The sequence below is a fragment of the Enterococcus sp. NPDC086594 genome, assembly GCF_044746145.1.
Lineage (GTDB): Bacteria > Bacillota > Bacilli > Lactobacillales > Enterococcaceae > Enterococcus_D > Enterococcus_D entomosocium.
Map to the genome: position 1 here is coordinate 160,872 of NZ_JBIVBP010000001.1, position 17,616 is coordinate 178,487.

Sequence of the window (17,616 nt, forward strand, 5' to 3'; positions counted from 1 at the left end):
TACAGGTGCTGCATCCGATCGAGCATAAACGTAGATCACTTCTTGAGGTTCTGCGGTAAATATTCCAAAAGCGTTACTCGGTGTTTCTGTCAAGAACCAGCCTGGTATTTCTTTTGGTTCGCTTTCATATGGCAGACCAACTTTCCCGCTTAAGATCGTCGGTTCCGATAATTGATTTCCTTCGGCATCTTCATATTTGACTGTTACAGGTGCTGCATCCGATCGAGCATAAACGTAGATCACTTCTTGAGGTTCTGCGGTAAATATTCCAAAAGCGTTACTCGGTGTTTCTGTCAAGAACCACCCTGGTATTTCCTTTGCTTCAGTTTCATAAGGAAGTCCTATCGTACCGTTTAAAATTGTCTCAGTCGACAGTGGATTCCCATCGACATCCTCATATCGAACTGTAACTGGTTGTGCTTCCTTTTTTTCCCACACATAAGTACCAGTCTTGCTTCCGTCATATTCATGAAAAAAGTTAGTTGGTGTCAGGGTTAAATGTTCGGTGGAAAGATTCCCCTCAAGGTCTTTTTCAAAGATCCAATTACCTGTATACAGTTCAGCAGGCATCACATTCTCTGGCAAAGTAGGACGGAGATTTTCTGCTAGATGTAAAAAGGTCGTCTTATCTCCTAAATGTAATCTTTTGAGTCCATTCATTCCTCTAAACATCCCACTAGCAACAGCAAATGCAGAACTAGAAGAACCAACATTTGTGGTGTCCCAATTTGATAAATCCAATTCTTCTATTTTCGGTGTTACTTCAAATAAGTTAAACATACTGGTAACGCTTGAGGTATCCCAATTTGACACATCTAAATGAAGTAAGTTTCTTGCTCCCCCAAACATACTCATCATGTTTTCTATATTTGAAGTATCCCAATTTGAAACATCAATCGTAGTCAATTTACTGACCCAATCACCGGTCAAATTATTATAGAACATATAGTCTGTTCGTTTTACTTTAGAGGTATCCCAATTCGAGACATCGATTTCTGTTAAACTAGCAGTATTTTGAAAGACCCCCTGCATTCCTTCGACTTTAGAGGTATCCCAGTTTGAGACATCCAACTTGGTCACTCTTCTAACACCATTAAACATATTATTTATATTCGTAACATTGCCTGTTTCCCAATTGGAGACATCCAGCTCGGTTAACTGATTCACATTTTGAAACATAAAGAACATACCAGTGACATTGGAGGTATCCCAATTTGAAACGTCCAATTCAGTTAAGCTGCTGTTTCCATTAAACATATAGTTCATGATTGTTCCATTAGAGGTATCCCAATTTGAAACGTTCACTGAACGTAATGCGCTAGCGCTATGAAACATGTAACCAAAGTTTGTTACATTCGAGACATCGATTTTCTCTGCATTCTCGATAGTCTCCAGACTTGTTAATCGTGTATCAAGGGTATGACCAGAAAACATATAGGCTGAATTGGCTGGAAAAATGACCGTACCATTTACAACAATTCGAGTAACATTTCTATAAGTTATTCGCCAAGGGGATGTGGCTGGCGTGCCAGCTGTTCCTTCTTCTAGCACAACTGTTCGAGTTTCCTCATCCCATGTCCAAGGAACGGTTCCCCATAGACCTTCAGCCACTTCTTCTGATTCCTCTTGATTGACTTCCGCCTTACTATCTAAACTAGCTTCACTGGATTCATCCTTAGAAGAGCTTTCAGATGTTTCTGCCTCTATATTGCTTTCTGTTTCGCTAGGGTCCACAGATTCAGTAGTATCTAAACTGTCTTCAGTAGATAGCGTCGATTGTTCCGCATCTGTCAATCGACTCTCTTCAAACTGCTCCGTAATTCCCTCCGTTTCTTCAGCTGTAAAAGCTTCACCAATAGAAAGATCCGTCATTTCCTGATTATTTTTAACCCTGTCATTTTGGGAAACATCTACAACTGTATTTGCTAATACAGTGATGGGATGTCCTAATGCCATTGTAATGACCAACATAATATACCCTAACTTGCGTATCACTTTCCTAACACTCCTATTCTTTTCGCTTCAATTTCTCAAATCATGATCATTTATTATTCAGGCAGTCACCTTCGAATCCGCATAGTCATAAAAGGAAACTAAGTTCTAAAGAAGAGTATATAAGGTTGCTTTTGAATACAAAAATCGTATTTTTCACCCTGGGGGGAAATACAGCATAAAAAAGCCTATTCAAAAGGCTTTCCCTGCTTTCGAATAGACTAAAAATATGTTTATTATTTAATTATTTTATAAGTTCGAACATTTGAGGTTCGACTGTTCTGAATAATAGTTCCCAGTCCTGTTTATCAGGTACTGTTTTTAATAGTAACCAGTTGGTACTTAGATTATACTCTGATAGATATTCACTATAATTCGTGACAACTAGATCAATATCTTCTTGATTCAAAAAATCTTCCGTCAAAGCAGGAATCGTAATGAAAAAGATTTGATGCCGATCACCAAAATATTGAAAAACTCGAGATTTTATCATTTGACAAACATATAGATCGCCCTCTAATAAAAAAACAATTTTCTTCCTTTTGTATAACCATTGTTCCCGCAGTCTTTCTGATAGCAATGTTAAGCTAGTCGCCATATCTTCCAAAAAGTCTTCTGTTAGATCTAATTTAAATAGAAAGGAGCGCAGAAAATGGCGATTTTTCATGTATGATTCTTTACATTCAAACTTGGTTTTTTCTATAATCTCAGACATTATTTTATTTTGGACCGGAGAAATCAAGTGATTGATATATCTCGAAAGGAAAAAAGCGTCGAAAACCCAAAATAGTTCGGTTGTGTGTAATTCTGGAAAGTAGTTTTTTAGATAATTTTCCGTTAGATCAGTTAAAGAATCATTTAATTGTAACAGTTCACAAAATAGTTTATCTTGATCGACTCGATCAAAAGGACGCTTGGCAATAGTAGCTAAATATAACCAACAAAGCTCGTTTACTCCTAATTCAACTTGATAGTTCTTTTGAATTCTTTGCTGGATCAAAAGTAGATTATTGGAGTCCTTGCTATTCATTACATTTTTATAAAGCTTTGATGGTACTTTGATTGTTTTTCCTTGTCGTACTCGCTCAATAGCAATATATAGACTGTAATAAAATTCAATCGGCGAAGTACCTGTTCCAACTGATGCTTCAGTTAACTTCGATAAAAAAGTCTGATAGATTAATCCATGAATCTCTTTAGGAGGAACCAACGTGTGAGGGGTCATTTCTCCTTCATAATAAAAGTCTTTGAAAAATTTTCGGATGTTTGCTTCATCACCTTTTAAATCAATTGGAGTAAGTGATAGTTTTAAGCCGTATTCTTTAAGAACCGGCTCAATTCGTCTCAAATAGCGTCGAAAAGACGTTTCAGAAAGGTGAAAACGGTCAATCAATTCCGCTACATCCTCTAGTTCACCATAGAAAATATTCCCTAACAATTCAAACAGAATTTCATTTTGCAATAGCTTTTCTTTTTGTTCAATAAATCGTAGGGAATTCTTTTTTTCGAAAAGATAGCCATTATTGGTTGAAACAATTTTAGCACTATCAGAAAAATATTCTTTTAACTTGTTTATATCAGTTAAAATCGTCCGTTCAGAAACTTCATTTAGTTTAGCTAATTGGCCTTTGGTCGCTATTTGAGTGCGTTCAAAAAGGTTTAGTATCCGAAACCAACGAACAGTTGTCGGGTCAGCAATAAACTTCAGTTGTAAGTTTTTCATCTACACACCTCCAATTCAAATCAAAATCACTATACCTATCTTAACATTGTATATTCATTTAATCATACCTTATTTGATCTATGATATTTGAAAAAATAAGCTAAAAATATCCATTTCCTATAAACTATTTCTATTTAATGATAATTTAAAAATAATTAAAGTGAAGCCAAACAGTATATTAAACAGCTACCACAATTTTAACAAGATATTATAATGAAATAGATCAGTTGAAGAAATTGTAAAAAATAAGAATGGAAAACTGAAACAACATCTCTCAGGATATTTTATATTTCACCTTAAAGCTAAATATGGTGAAAAATTATAAGTTGAAAATCAAATCACTTTTTTATTGAGAGGTAGCGTTCTTCTCAATAGTAGTTAGAACACAACTCTGACTATTTCTGATTGAATAGAAAATCCTCAATCATACGTACTATCATATAGACATTTTAAAAATCAATGTTCACATCTATTTTCCAGTTATTCCAAATAAAAAAACAGCCAAGCCTCAAGCTTGACTGTTTTTTCATTTCATATAGGAATACAATTCCTACTCTTAAATTGTCCCTCACACATTCAAAATCCACATAAACCCAAGAAAGACAAAGAACAAGCCGTACATGATCGGTGAGACTTCTTTGCCGCGTTTGGCTGCTAACATGGTGATTGGGTAAAAGATGAAGCCCAACGCGATCCCATCGGAGATGCTGTAGGTCAACGGCATGCCTAATAGAATCAAGAAGGCTGGGATTGCGATTTCCATTTCGTGCCATTTGATCTCTCGCAGCGATTGCGCCATCAATACACCTACGACGATCAGTGCTGGTGCCGTCACTTGAGAAGTGACAACGGATAGCAATGGTGAAAAGAACAAGCCGAACAAGAAGAAAATTCCAGTCGTCACAGCAGTCAAGCCAGAACGACCGCCCACGGCGATCCCAGCGGAAGATTCCACATACGCCCCTACTGGTGAGGTCCCTAATAAAGAACCGGCGAGCATGGCGGTGGAGTCAGAAGCAAGTGCTTTGCCGACCCGCGGCATTTTGTTGTCTTTCATGAAGCCTGCTTGGTTGGCAAGCCCCACCAAGGTGCCTGCGGTATCAAAGAAAGTGACGAGTAAGAAAGTCAGTACTACGACCCACATTTGCAGGGAGTTGATGTCTCCTACATGGTTTAGCGCCACTAAGAATGTGGAAGAAATACTTGGTGCAGCAGAAACGATACTGGATGGTGCTTGGATCAAGCCAGTCAAAAGACCTAAAACAGTTGTTGCGGCCATCCCGATAAAAATTCCACCAGGAACTCTGCGAACCATCAAGACGGCAGTGATCACTAGACCAAAAATCGTCAGCCACGTCGTACCGACACTCAATGAGCCTAGTGCCACAAGGGTCGAATCGTCGGAAACGATGATCCCGCCTTCGCTCAGTCCCAAAAAGGCGATGAACAGACCGATCCCGCCAGAGATGGCGTATTTTAAATCAGCAGGGATCGCATCAATGATCAGCTCCCTTAATTTGAAGATCGTGATCACGATGAAAATCAGTGATGCCACAAACACACCCGCTAATGCTGTTTGCCATGGAACCCCCATTCCAATACAAACTGAATAAGAAAAGAAGGCGTTGATCCCTAATGCGGGTGCCGTAGCGATCGGGTATTTTGCTAAAACCCCCATCAAGATACAGCCCAATGCACTGGCTAGCGCCGTTGCTGTAAAGACGGCACCTTCGTCCATCCCAGATGCCCCAAGGACCGTTGGATTGACGAATAGAATATAGGCCATTGAGATAAAGGTGGTAAAACCAGCTAAGATTTCTCGTTTAACCGTTGTTTGTAAGACATCCAGCCCAAAAAAGGAATTGATTTGATTCTTCATTTTTACTCCTCCAGCAATCAAGCAAAGGTGTCGCCATTGCTTGATTTTTTTATAATGAAAACGACGAAATCAATCATAAACCAACTTTATCTGCAAGTAAATATTATCCGGTTAAAAAAACCAATAAAACGCTTTTTCCAACATCTTACCCTTAGTTGTTTCTAATCAACGTGTAACGACTTCTCATTCACCAATTGCTCCAGCTGTTCCTTGGTGGTGCGCTTGATGGAAAGCTTTGGCAACTCGTTCAACGCAAAGTAATCGCTGTTGGAGGTTTCACTGTTTTTGATAAAGTCCCCTGCCAGAACCTCACATTCAAAGACCAACTTATAGTATTGAAACACTTGCGGAATGTCTTGTCTTAGATTCGTATCAAAAATTGCTCGCAGCTCCTTCACCTCTACTAGCAAACCGGTTTCTTCCAGCACTTCTTTTTTGATGTTTTCCCGAGGCGTCAAGCCAATCTCTGCATAGCCACCCGGCAGTGACCATTCTTTCGTCAGGCTGTCTTCCACTAGCAAGATTTTTTCGTCTTTTTGGATCAATGCTCGTACGTCGACTTTAGGTGTAGGATACCCCTCATTTTTTTCTGTTAAAAGGGTCAACGCAGCTGCGTCTTGATCCACGACGGTACTCATCAAATGCAATGCCAACTCTTTGATTTCTTGGTATCGTTCCTTATCGTACACATCTTTGCCATAGTACAAACCTGCTTCAGCGATCGATAACAGGCGTTTGTATTGCGCAAAATAATCTTTCATCCATTCCCCGCCTTTTCCATTTCTCTGTTATGCTTCTTATTCTAGAGGAAATCGGCGGTTTTGCAAAAGAAAGTCTTCTGAGACATAAGAAACAATCCGTCTTGCTGTGACAGCTAAACTTCCCCAAAAGCTGAGTCATGAGAAATAGCTCATAAAAAAAAGCAGTTGGCATGTACCTAGAACAGGTATAACGCCCACTGCTTTGCTTATTTACTTAGCTCAATTGCGATTCTCTCGATCAACGGACGATAATCCACTTGCTTGTAATCTTCCACATTGACTTCGATAAGCTCCCCTAACTGAAAGTCATCGTAACGGCGATCGGTGATGATTTGCCGAAACGCTTCTTTGGTTATATGGTTGGTTGCAGCTTGTCTATCTTCCAGCACATCCCCGTAATGGTATCGTTCCATGATAAAACTCAAATGACGGTCATCCGCTCGATCACGTATGAAACGTCTTTCCCATAAGGTTTCAAACGAGGCAGTCAAACGTATGGTCAAGCAGTCGTAGCCATAACTTTGAGCGAGAAAAGTCAGCAAGGGCTTCTGCTTTTCACTAAAGGGGTATTCCGAGACCACCAAGCGTTTTCCTAGAGACATATACAAGCCCAATGACTGATAGTAAAAAGGCCAAACATACTGCTTTTCGATCTGGGCTTTTTCTGCCAATGAATCAAAGCCAAGGGATTCGGCATAGCACTCTTTGATTTCATCTGGCGTAAGAGCGAAAAGATCGGGAAAACGTGCCTTCAGCAGATTCAGTAAATAACTTTTTCCAGTCCCAGGGCTGCCTGCCAATAAAACAAGCATCTTTTTGCGTACCATCTATTTGCCGATCGCAGTCGGCGCTTTCGTATTCATGAAAAGGCCGATCTTGTGCTTGACGATTTCTTTGATGGCTTCATTGGATGGGATCACGTTGTGGCGCAATGATTTGTTGACTTCCGTTGCCCCAAAATTTTCTTTCGCAATCTTCGTCCAATTGACCAACAATTCAGTACCTACATTAAACTTGCGAATGCCGTTATTGATCAATTCAGGATAATCTTCTTCTTTGACGCCAGTTCCTCCATGAATGACTAGCGGCACGTCGACGACTGCATGGATCTTCTTCAATAACGCAACATTCACTTCGGTTTTGGAGCGGAATTGGCCGTGATTGGTTCCGATAGCGATGGCTAGCGCATCGACGCCAGTAGCAGCGACAAATTCTACTGCATCTTCTGGGCGTGTGAAGACTTTATCGTCTTCTTCCACATGAATGCCTTCTTCTGTGCCGCCGATCGTTCCTAGTTCTCCTTCGACGGACACCCCATGGGCATGGGCGTATTCTACGACTGCGCGCGTTTTCAAAATATTCTCTTTGAAGGGCAAATGCGAACCATCATACATCACCGAGCTATAGCCGCTATCAATCGCCGCTTTGATCTCATCGAAATCTCTGGCATGGTCCAAATGCAAGACAGCGTCCACCAGCTCGTGATCGGCAATCGTTTTGACGACATTGACCAAGACATCATAGCCGATGTATTTCGCCGTATCGATACTTGTTTGAATGATGATAGGTGCCCCCATCTCTTTGGCTGCCCGCAGCATGCTTGGCAGCATTTCTAAATTATGGGTATTAAAAGCCCCCACTGTAAAATTCAATGCTTCTGCTGTTTTCGTTACTTCTTTTAATGTTGTATACATCCTTGATTCCACCTCGTCTAGTTTAATTGCCGCTGATCGTAAGTTGTTTGGCGATTTGCCGCATTTCTTCCATTTTATCCATGTAATAGTCGATCTTTGCATCGTCGCCATTTCGTGCGGCGGCGGCACGCTGAGCATTGTAAAGGGACATCAGTTTTTTGTAGCCGTCCCCGATCGATTTCTTCGCCTGCAAACTTTTTTCCAATGCGTCGATCGCTTCTTCTGTGCGAGAAAGTTTTGCCTGGGCTAAGCCTAACGCTTCATACAATTTTGCCTGTTCGTCGATGTCGGTTTCTGCTTGCAACTGACTTTCTAGTGTTGCAATAAGCGCTTCTGCCTCTTGGCTTTCTTCAGCGGTCAAAGGAACCGCTGGTGTTTCTGTGGGCTTTTTTTCTTTTTTGAAAAAAGAGAACATGCGTCTTCCTCCTAGCGATTAAAAGTTTTTCAACAATGGACTGATGATCCAAGCATATAGCAGGGCTGCCGTGACGGTATCCACATCAGTTGCCGTAGCGTTAACAAAGCCCATTTGATTGAAGATCGTCACAAGTAGTGCTGGTAGTAACGTAATGAAGAAACCGTGGAAGATCCCTCCGATGATCGCCCCTCGACGTCCACCGACCGCATTGCCGAAGATCCCAGCGGTACCGCCGGCAAAGAAGTTCGTCAGCATCCCCGGCAAGATCATCGCCAAGCCAAAGACTGGTAAAACGAACATGGCGATGACTGTCCCAATCGTTGTAGTAATAAAGCCTAAAATAACTGCGTTTGGGCTATATGGGAAGAACACCGGGCAATCGAGTGCGGGTTTTGCATCGGGCACCAATTTCATGGCGATCCCACGAAACGCTGGGACAATCTCGCCTAAGAGCAACCGCACACCGGCTAGCAAAACATAGACCCCAACCACGAATTGGATGGCTTGCAAGAAGGCATACATGATATAGTTTTGATCACCAGAGAGCGTAGAAGCAAAGGTTTCTCCAGCAAACAAGACCGTCACGATATACAGTGGAACCATCACGACCATGACAGAAAGATAGGTGTCTTGTAAAAATTCAAAAGAACGTGGCAGTTTGATGTCTTCGATCGATTTTTTCTTCTCGCCTCTTTCTCCAAACAGATAGGCAACGCCTGCTTCAAAGAGGTAGCCGATCGTACAAAAATGTCCGAGAGCAATGTCGTCTGAACCAGTGACTTTGCGGATGATGGGCTGAGCCATCGCTGGCATCGCTACGGCAAAGATCGCCCCAATCAACCCACCGACAAGAATCAAGACAACGCCCCGTAAACCAGCGAAATAGCCAAAGACCGTCGTCATGGTCGCCATCCATAAAATGGCTTGACCCGTCAAGAAAATATATTTCCATTTTGTAAAGCGTGCCAATAAAATATTAAAAACAAAGATGGCTAAAAATGTCAGCGCTATGTCCCGACCCAAGCCCAACTCATTCATCGCTTGCCCGTTGATGGCTTCGATGGAAGGGATTATGCCTTGCATGTCGAATCCTTCTGTGAAAATCTCGCCGAAATAGGTCAAACTACCGACGATGATGCTAGAACCAGCGCTTAAAACCTGGAAGCCCAATAGCGTCTTCAAACTTCCTGAAATGACTTGACCTGCTGACTTTTTCTGAAGCAACAGCCCTAACATCGCGATCAAAGCGATCGTGATCGATGCCTGCGTTAAAATATTATCAATGATAAAATTGATGATGCCCATTTTTTCAAACTCCCTTCGTCATGCCTCTTCCTTACAGTGCGCCTTTTTCCGTTAATACTGGGATGATTTTTTCTTCGATTTCTGGTTTTGAAACGATGTTGCGTAAATAAATGATTGCGGTTGTCGGGTCCAAAGCAAACTTTTCAAATTGCGTCCGAAAATTCTCTGCCGTAATGATGATGTCTGGTTTCATTGATACTGCTGATGAGATATCGACATGATCCAATTTCGCCTCCACTCCTAATTTCGTTAAGACATCTTCTGTTGACATCTGAGCCGCAAAGCTGCTGCCAAGACCTGCACCGCATACGAATAAGATCGATAATTTGTTCATGATTTTTTCCCCTTTTCTTGTTTTTTATGAAAATAGCAATGATTGAAAAGCTTCAATCGTGGAACAAGCCAGCAACTGCGTGACTTTTTCTTCATCATTGATCAGTTCGATCAATTCCTTCATGATGGCAAGATGAGAGTAGGAGTCCACCGCAGCCAAGCAAAAAATGATTTTGACAGGGTCCATTTCTGGGTTCCCAAATGCGACTGGCGGCGCCAAGGTGAGGACACTCACACCCAACTGCTGGGCGCCATCTTCTGGTCGGGCATGCGCAAGCGCCAAATGTTTGCCAATGACGATATAAGGACCGTATTCCTCCACCGCAGCAACCATTGCCTCGATATAGCGTTTTTCGATGATCTGTTCTTTTACTAGCGGCTGCGCCGAGCGTTCAATGGCTTCTTCCCAATTTTGAACAGGAACATTTAATTGAATATGACTAGCGGATAAAACATCTTTTAACATTGGCTGAATCTCCCTTGCATTAATGGCTAATTGATTTTGTTCAAACAAGTGTGTCAATTTGCGATAGGCGGCAGCATCGACCGTCCCACCGCTTTCTTCAATGACTGTAAGCAATTGATTGAAGAACAGCGTGGCATTTTTTTGGTCAAAGGCGATCCGCTTGAATTGTTCATTGTTTTTTAAGAAACGGCGGATCACTTGGTGATTTTCTTCATTGATGATCGGTGGGATCAGTAATACCGGCTTTTCTCGATAATCGATCTCATAGGTTGAAAAAACCAGATCCACATCGAATTTCGTGATCAAATTGACTTCTTGTGAATTCAAGACTGCCGCAACTTCTACTTCTGGAAACTTCTCCTTGAGGCTGGCTGCCAGCAGATTGCCGGTTGCCATTCCATGGTTACAGACGACGACCGCCTTATAGATCGTAATAATCTCGTGGTTCAATGAACTTAGGGCTGTAGAAAAATGAATCACGAGAAATGTCAGTTCATCTTCTGATAGTGGTTGACCGACGATCTCTTCGATCGTGGGGGCGAATCCCTTGACGGCTTGGTAGATTTGTCCATAATTTTTGCGAACGGTCTCTTTGATCGGATTGGGTACTTGAATGCCGCTCTTGGCTCGAACGATCAGCGCGGCCATATGTTTATACAATCCCTCTAACAACTCTTCTTCCTTTTTACTAAAAGGGATCTTGGTTTGGCATTCCACAAATTGGATCAGCTGCAGCGACAAGAGTTGCGCATGCGCCCATTCGATGGAATTGGACAAATCTTTAAAATTCAGTGATTCGATGATGAAAGAAAGATAGTTGACTTCGATTTCTGGTGGCTCGATCGAAAAGGTTTCAGCGATCGCCTGGATATAGGCTGACCCTTGGAGCGGATTGCTGGAAGTAGACCAGTTCATGCGAGTGATAAATTCCTTCATTCTGATGCGCATCAGCCAAATGGCGGTAAATAATAAGATTTGGCTGCTGTACAACTCATTTTGATTTGGCGGCAACACTGCTTGCATCACTTGTTGGATCTGCTTGATTTCTTTTTGCGGCAAATAGCGATAAAGCAATTTTGTAAAGACTAAATCTGGGGTCTGTTTATCAAGTGGCAGCCTACCGATCCGCTGATTGATGATGTCAAAAATCATCGTCCGAATCGCTCGTTCCGATCCATTCAACCGCAGTCCTTTTTTTCCTAGACTAATGATCTCAATGCCATATTTATTGATGTCCGCCCGCAAACGGCGCATGTCTTCATCCATGCTGCTTTTCGATATCTGGTACGCTTCTTCTTTTTTATTCAACACCAGGATCTCTTTTGAAAATGTCAGATGCAGTAGCAGATCAAAACTCCGCTCTTCACGGGTCATATATTCCGACTGTTGTGCCTGTAATGCCTGCCAAACGATGGCTTGCTGCTTTGAGGGCATTTTCAAAAGGATGCCCTTTCCTCGAAGGGTTTGGATCGGTCCGATGTGTAAGTCAGCAAGAAACGTGTTGATCTCATTCAAATCATTGCGGATCGTCCGCCCACTCGCTGCGGTCTCTTCTGCCAGTTGCTCGATGGATAGTGGATAATCAGTCACCAACAGGCGATGCAAAACATCTACGATTCGTTTTTTCACAACTTTCTCTCCTTCTCTGATTTGAGTATATGATTTCGCTTACAACAAAAAAAGTAGATGTTTCTGCCACTTTAGTTTGCAAAAATGTAAACGCTTCTATTTCAAAATAGGAATCTTTGCTCGATTATTTCATATTTCCCTTATTTTTCCTATCCGATGGAGATAACGTTTAGATAGAGGATCAAAGGCAAAAAAAGCAAGAGCTGCTGCTCTTGCTTATCGATGATGGTGCATTCTATTGTGTTTGATCCGTCGTGTCTTCTGGTTTGTTTTCCAGTGCTTGCTCCATTTGCTTTACTGCCCAATCCATTAGAAAGATCAACAGCATTGCCAGCACGCTACCGATCAATGCCCCTGAAAAACGCAATGGGATCAATTTCAGCGGCGTAAAACTAGTACCGATGGTCATTAACAGCAGGACTTGCGGATTGGTGAAAAAATTAGCAACGGTATAATTGACTGGCATAAAAAACTCCGTCAATATGTTTAGAATGATCAATACCACTGCGATCGCTTCAAGGGGCATATGCAAGGACATCAATAAGAAACCTAGCAGCAGCCCCACGATTCCTCCCAGTACCCTACCAATCGTGCGATTTTTGATTTTTTCCATATGTTCTCCTGCCAAGACGGCAGCAGCAGAAATCAAGATCCAATAGCCGTTGCTGTCTCGCAGCAGGTAGGCAATGTAGGTCGCAATAAACAATATCAAAGAAAAGTGCAGCGCCTTGATGACCATTTCTGGTTGCTGAGATAATGCTAGCGAATATTTCTCGTGCAAGCTCAGTTGTTGAAAGGCCGTTTTTTCTTCTTTCAACGGCAGCTGTTCAGCCAACGAAATCACCAGTCCAGCAAGCAGCGAGCCTGCGATACCATAAAGCAAATAGGAACTGTGGTGCAAGATCTCTCCAAGGTGCGCTGCGTGAAAATTAAAGCCGGTGGCATAAAGCATCAACACGAAGAAATAATCGGGCTTGGGGATCCGCATCACTTTTGACAACAAAAACGCAGAAAACGATAACGCACCGATGATAAAAGGCGCGCTCCAAGGAATCAGTGCTGTCCCAGCGCCTAAAATAAATGCCAGCAGCAGCGCAGCGCCGTGGGTCAAAATGGCGCGCAGATTATAAAAAAGGGACCGATGTTGAAAAGCCAAGTAGGAAAAAGCCCCCATCGCCCCCACAGAACTTATCAAAGGGTCCTGAACGAGGATCCCTATAAACAAAGGAACCGCCATCGCAAACCCTGATCCTAACGGACGCAAGACTTTTCGTTTGTCTTTCATGCAATTCCTCCTATCAAAAAATATGTACGATGATACAGCCGTTTTATAAGCAACGTCCTAAACTAGTATACGAAGCAAAAGATGAATATGCAAATTTTTTTCAGAAATTTTGTGAAATCCTCGCAATGATGTCCTTGATCAACTCAATCGCTCATAGAAAACCGTTTATTCATGAAAAAGCAGCAAAAAGAGAAGCATTCGCTTGGCAACTGATTGCAAGCGAATGCTTCTAGCGATTCCTTCTCTCCCTTTAGACAACCCTTATTTCACTGAAGCGCTGGTGACCGCATCTGCTGCAGGTGCGTCATGAGTACTGGCACTAGTGACCGCATCGGTCGGTTCTTGGTGCACAGAAGCACTGGAAATGGCGTCTTCATTGCCGACAAGTTTTTGACCGGTTTGTTGCAAATACCATTCGATGATTGGCTTGAAATCAAGGATGTATTCGTTGATCCCCGCATATTCGCCGTTTTCATCGTGCATCGCTTGATAATTGTGGACGATGTATTTTTCTGGCACCTGTTTCGGCACATGGACCCGAACCGCGTCGGTTGCCCCACTGCGCAGCTGTTGGATCACCCACTCAACATTTTTGAAGGATTTTTCAGGATGGCATTTTGCTAATGGATTGCCGACTTGTCCTGGCACACGTGCTGCTAGCATATTTTGGGCTTCTTCGCGCAGATTGTAATACAAGAATTGGTTGTTGCTATCGGCAAATGTCAATTCCATCGGCATCGAATCTAAGAAGTAATTGATCTGATCGACTGTCAGCAAGCCGCGATTTAGTTTGACGTAGGTATTGCCAGAAACAGCACCGACTGCTTCAGCGGCTTTTTCCAGCCATTGATCATCATACATATCCACCCCTTCCACGGTGGTTGCGATTTTCCCTGTGGCGTAGAGGTCTTCGGGCGGCAATTGTTTGGGACCCGCTAAGGCAGAAACGACTTTGATAAATTGCAAGAAGCTGTTGATCGTCGCATCTAAAAAAGCAACCGTTCGGGCATCGATCAAATCACCCGCTTCATCGAAAGCTTCTTTGGCTTTGCCCAACAAAAACTCATTCCCTGGCATCACTAAAGCATTGACTCCCGGTGCGTCCAAAATCTGGCGCAGATGCAGCTGGGCCCTTGAAGTTCCTTGATCGTAGTAAGAGGCACCCACGATCATCACTGGTTTGTTTTCCAGAGGATGGATCTTGAATGAAAGCCATTCTAGCAAGCTTTTCAGTCCTGCCGTCACGGTATGGTTGTGCTCTGGTGTAGCAATGATCACACCGTCTGCCATCAGCAATTGCCGATTCAAACGCTGGATGGCTGGGCTTTGGGTTTGATCTTCCTCTTGATTAAAGAGAGGAAAGTCTTTGATCTCTACAAGTTCTATCGTGAATTCCTTTTTGTATTGCTTTTTGATAAAGTTCAGCAGCTGACGATTGGTGGAGACTTCAGCGGCTGATCCGACGATTCCGATCAATTTCATTGTCTTTACGCTCCTATCTTTTGCGATTAGATGGTTTCCCATGAAAATTCAGCAGCTTCTTTTTGATTAGCGGCATGGGCGTGCTGCAACTGGCTGGTAATTTTTACAAATAATAGAAAATCGTTGAACAGTCCTTGCAGTTTTTCGGTCTGCTCTTCATCGATCAAGTTGCCTTGCTCGTCAAACGCTTGCAGCGAATGACCTAATAGAAATTCAGAGCTAGGCATGATCCGTGCTTTTAACTCTGGAGAGTCCAGAATCTGTCTTAGATGGGCTTGGGCACGAGAAGAACCTAACGTCCCATAAGAAGCACCAGTGATCATCACTGGCTTGTCAACAAAAGGGAAAATTCCATAGGACAACCAGTTCAGGGCATTGATCAACGCTGCGGGTACGGCATGATCGTATTCTGGTGTACTGATAATCACACCGTCTGCTGCTGCGATTTTTTCGGCAAGCTGGGTTACTTGTACGGGCAACTCCTTTGATTCTGGTTTGTTGAACATTGGAAGATCTTTGATCTCGACTAGTTCGATCTCTGCCTCATTGGCAAACATTTTTTTCATAAACTGCAACAACGTACGATTGGTGGAACGAGTGGTATTGGTTCCCACGAATCCGATAAATTTCATCCTGTCTCTTCCTTTCTGGTTGGGCTATCTTAAAAGTCTTGCCTGAATGCCTTTAGAGGCAATGACTTCATTTTCTTTGGTTACGATGATTCCTTCGATTTCTGGCTGCTGCTGAATCTCTTGCAAAACAACTGGAATGGGCTTGCCAAACAAGCGCGAAGTCCAGATTTCCCCCAGTAACGATGTCGCTGCAACGATCGTGATGCTCAAATACCCACATTCGATAGGAAAGCCACTCTGAGGATCAATCAAATGATGATACGTTCCTTCAGCGGTGGTCAAGACCCGCTCATAGATCCCCGAAGTGACGACGGTTTGGTCCTTGATCGGTAAAATGCCCAAGGTGTCGGCCCGACCGCCCTTGGGGTCTCGGATCCCGATCCGCCAATGTCCGTCCGAATGATTTGGTGCAGCGCCGAAACAGACAATATTTCCGCCTAAGTTGATCAATCCATACGCTACTCCACGGGCTTGGCAAAGGGTGCGTAACTTATCAGCGATGTAGCCTTTTGCTAATGCTCCGAGGTCGATCCTCATTCCAGCTTTTTTCAAAAAAACCTTGCCTGCTGCCAATTGGATCTGTTGCGGGTCTGTTAGCGCAAGCAATTTTTTGACCTGCGTCTCTGATACGATGCGGGCATCTTCAAACCCGATACGCCATGCTTGGACCAGTGGACCGATGGCAATATTCAACTGACTGTGGGGAGCACAGCTATGATGTTTGCCGATTTCGATCAGCTGGTACAATTCTGGATCAAGCGCAAGCCCCTTTTGTCCTGCCAACTGATTCAGCTGATTCAATTCCGATTGCGGATTATTGGCACTAAAGCGATGGTCGTATACTTTCAGCTGGGTCTCCAGCTCGTCCAGTAAACTTTCTGGTTTTGTATGAGCGACTTTTAACTCAATGAACGTGCCCATCCGCTGAATCGTGCGAGCGGCTTCTCTCACTGCTGCCTTCATAGAATCCCTTCTCCTAAAAACGATGCATCTCAAATTATGTTGGTTTTTTCACAATTAAAGAATACTCTCGATATATTTTTTTGTCAACAAGATTATATATTTTTTTATATAAGAAAAATCGAAAAAAGCAGTCCCTTCGTCGAAAGGACTGCTAGTTATCAAGCATTTGCGCAACAAAACTTTTTTGTCGAAAATATATTTTTATTCGATCGTTTCTTCGACCGCTTTTAAATGCGCCAGTAATTTTACATTTTTATTGATTTTGGCATATGCTCGTGCATCGTGTAACATTTCCAAAATTGTTTCTTTCGGCTGTTGTTCGCGAATGGCATTTTCGGTCAGTTGGGCTGCCGCGCGAGCCAAGTAGTAAGTCAAATGATTGTCGGAACAAATCGCCAACACATAATTCAACAAGGTATCACTAGTTTCCAAATCATCGACTTTGGCATAAAAGACGCCGCAATGAAAGACGATGTTCAACACCCGCCACGTGTCTTCGATCGTTTTGATCGGATAGGTATAAATTTTCTCAAAGACCTTCGTCACATAAAATTCAGCCTTTGCCCATTCTTCTTCTCTGGCATACACCAAACCGATCCCAGTATACGCTAAGAGATCAAACAATTCCTCCGCCGTTTCATTCATCAATAACTGATCGAATTGAAACAAGACATCGGTAATCGCAGCTTCATTAAAAATCATTTCAAAGCCTTTTAAATAATCATATTGCGCTTTTAATGCTGGTTCATCGATCAACTTCACTTCGATTTGACTTAACAATGCAGCCAACTGTTCATACTCGCTCGTGATCAAGTAGAATTCGGCTTTTGCCAATTCTTCTTTGATTTTGGTCGTTGCGACATTCATGGAAGAAAACAAGTCGACCAATGGCAAGCCGATCCGATTACACAATTTGATCAAAATTTTGAGGGACGGTGCCTGCCCGTTGTTTTCAAATTTACTCAAAGTGGCTTGCGTACAGATTCCTTCCGAAAGTTCTTGCTGCGAGAAGCCCGCCTGTTTCCTCGCCTCAATAAATCGTTCAACATTCATC

Annotated in this window: 15 protein-coding genes; all 15 read right to left on the reverse strand. The window is 42.7% G+C overall.

Features of this window, described 5'->3' with window-relative positions:
- Positions 1 to 1,995, reverse strand: a 1,995-nt coding sequence (locus ACIPK1_RS00750; RefSeq protein ID WP_400449711.1) for a BspA family leucine-rich repeat surface protein, incomplete at its 3' end; no start/stop codon positions are given.
- A 241-nt stretch (positions 1,996 to 2,236) separates the two neighbouring features.
- Positions 2,237 to 3,715 carry a helix-turn-helix domain-containing protein gene (locus ACIPK1_RS00755; RefSeq protein ID WP_061054420.1) on the reverse strand — a complete coding sequence of 493 codons (1,479 nt, stop codon included), beginning with the start codon at positions 3,713 to 3,715 and terminating at the stop codon, positions 2,237 to 2,239.
- A gap of 568 nt (positions 3,716 to 4,283) precedes the next feature.
- The gene (locus ACIPK1_RS00760; RefSeq protein WP_016621395.1) at positions 4,284 to 5,594 is read right to left on the reverse strand and encodes an NCS2 family permease; all 1,311 of its coding nucleotides are present in this window, start codon (positions 5,592 to 5,594) and stop codon (positions 4,284 to 4,286) included.
- Between the two features lie 161 nt (positions 5,595 to 5,755).
- On the reverse strand, positions 5,756 to 6,355 hold the full coding sequence (locus tag ACIPK1_RS00765) for an NUDIX hydrolase (protein WP_008379067.1): 600 nt from the start codon (positions 6,353 to 6,355) through the stop codon (positions 5,756 to 5,758).
- 206 nt (positions 6,356 to 6,561) lie between these two features.
- Positions 6,562 to 7,182, reverse strand: a complete 621-nt coding sequence (locus ACIPK1_RS00770) for a zeta toxin family protein (RefSeq protein ID WP_194188416.1) — start codon at positions 7,180 to 7,182, stop codon at positions 6,562 to 6,564.
- On the reverse strand, positions 7,183 to 8,049 hold the full coding sequence (locus ACIPK1_RS00775; protein WP_252708484.1) for a class II fructose-bisphosphate aldolase: 867 nt from the start codon (positions 8,047 to 8,049) through the stop codon (positions 7,183 to 7,185).
- Between the two features lie 22 nt (positions 8,050 to 8,071).
- On the reverse strand, positions 8,072 to 8,464 hold the full coding sequence (locus ACIPK1_RS00780; RefSeq protein WP_016610048.1) for a hypothetical protein: 393 nt from the start codon (positions 8,462 to 8,464) through the stop codon (positions 8,072 to 8,074).
- An 18-nt stretch (positions 8,465 to 8,482) separates the two neighbouring features.
- On the reverse strand, positions 8,483 to 9,772 hold the full coding sequence (locus ACIPK1_RS00785; RefSeq protein WP_008379073.1) for a PTS sugar transporter subunit IIC: 1,290 nt from the start codon (positions 9,770 to 9,772) through the stop codon (positions 8,483 to 8,485).
- Positions 9,773 to 9,803: 31 nt separating this feature from the next.
- Entirely contained in the window at positions 9,804 to 10,106 is a 303-nt protein-coding gene (locus ACIPK1_RS00790; RefSeq protein WP_015509266.1) for a PTS sugar transporter subunit IIB, read from the reverse strand.
- Positions 10,107 to 10,130: 24 nt separating this feature from the next.
- Positions 10,131 to 12,200: a PTS sugar transporter subunit IIA gene (locus ACIPK1_RS00795; protein ID WP_252708485.1), complete on the reverse strand. Its 2,070-nt coding sequence runs from the start codon at positions 12,198 to 12,200 to the stop codon at positions 10,131 to 10,133.
- A gap of 235 nt (positions 12,201 to 12,435) precedes the next feature.
- Positions 12,436 to 13,485, reverse strand: coding sequence for an FUSC family protein (locus tag ACIPK1_RS00800; RefSeq protein ID WP_016621399.1), 1,050 nt, complete (start codon positions 13,483 to 13,485; stop codon positions 12,436 to 12,438).
- Positions 13,486 to 13,746: 261 nt separating this feature from the next.
- Positions 13,747 to 14,967, reverse strand: coding sequence for an NAD(P)H-dependent oxidoreductase (locus ACIPK1_RS00805; protein WP_252708486.1), 1,221 nt, complete (start codon positions 14,965 to 14,967; stop codon positions 13,747 to 13,749).
- Between the two features lie 26 nt (positions 14,968 to 14,993).
- A complete protein-coding gene (locus ACIPK1_RS00810; protein WP_016621402.1) occupies positions 14,994 to 15,599 on the reverse strand; it encodes an NADPH-dependent FMN reductase in 606 nt (201 codons plus the stop codon).
- A 24-nt stretch (positions 15,600 to 15,623) separates the two neighbouring features.
- Positions 15,624 to 16,562 (reverse strand): FAD:protein FMN transferase, encoded by a 939-nt coding sequence (locus ACIPK1_RS00815; protein ID WP_252708488.1) that lies wholly within the window; start codon positions 16,560 to 16,562, stop codon positions 15,624 to 15,626.
- 201 nt (positions 16,563 to 16,763) lie between these two features.
- The gene (locus ACIPK1_RS00820) at positions 16,764 to 17,615 is read right to left on the reverse strand and encodes a helix-turn-helix domain-containing protein (RefSeq protein WP_015509261.1); all 852 of its coding nucleotides are present in this window, start codon (positions 17,613 to 17,615) and stop codon (positions 16,764 to 16,766) included.
- Position 17,616 lies beyond the last annotated feature (1 nt).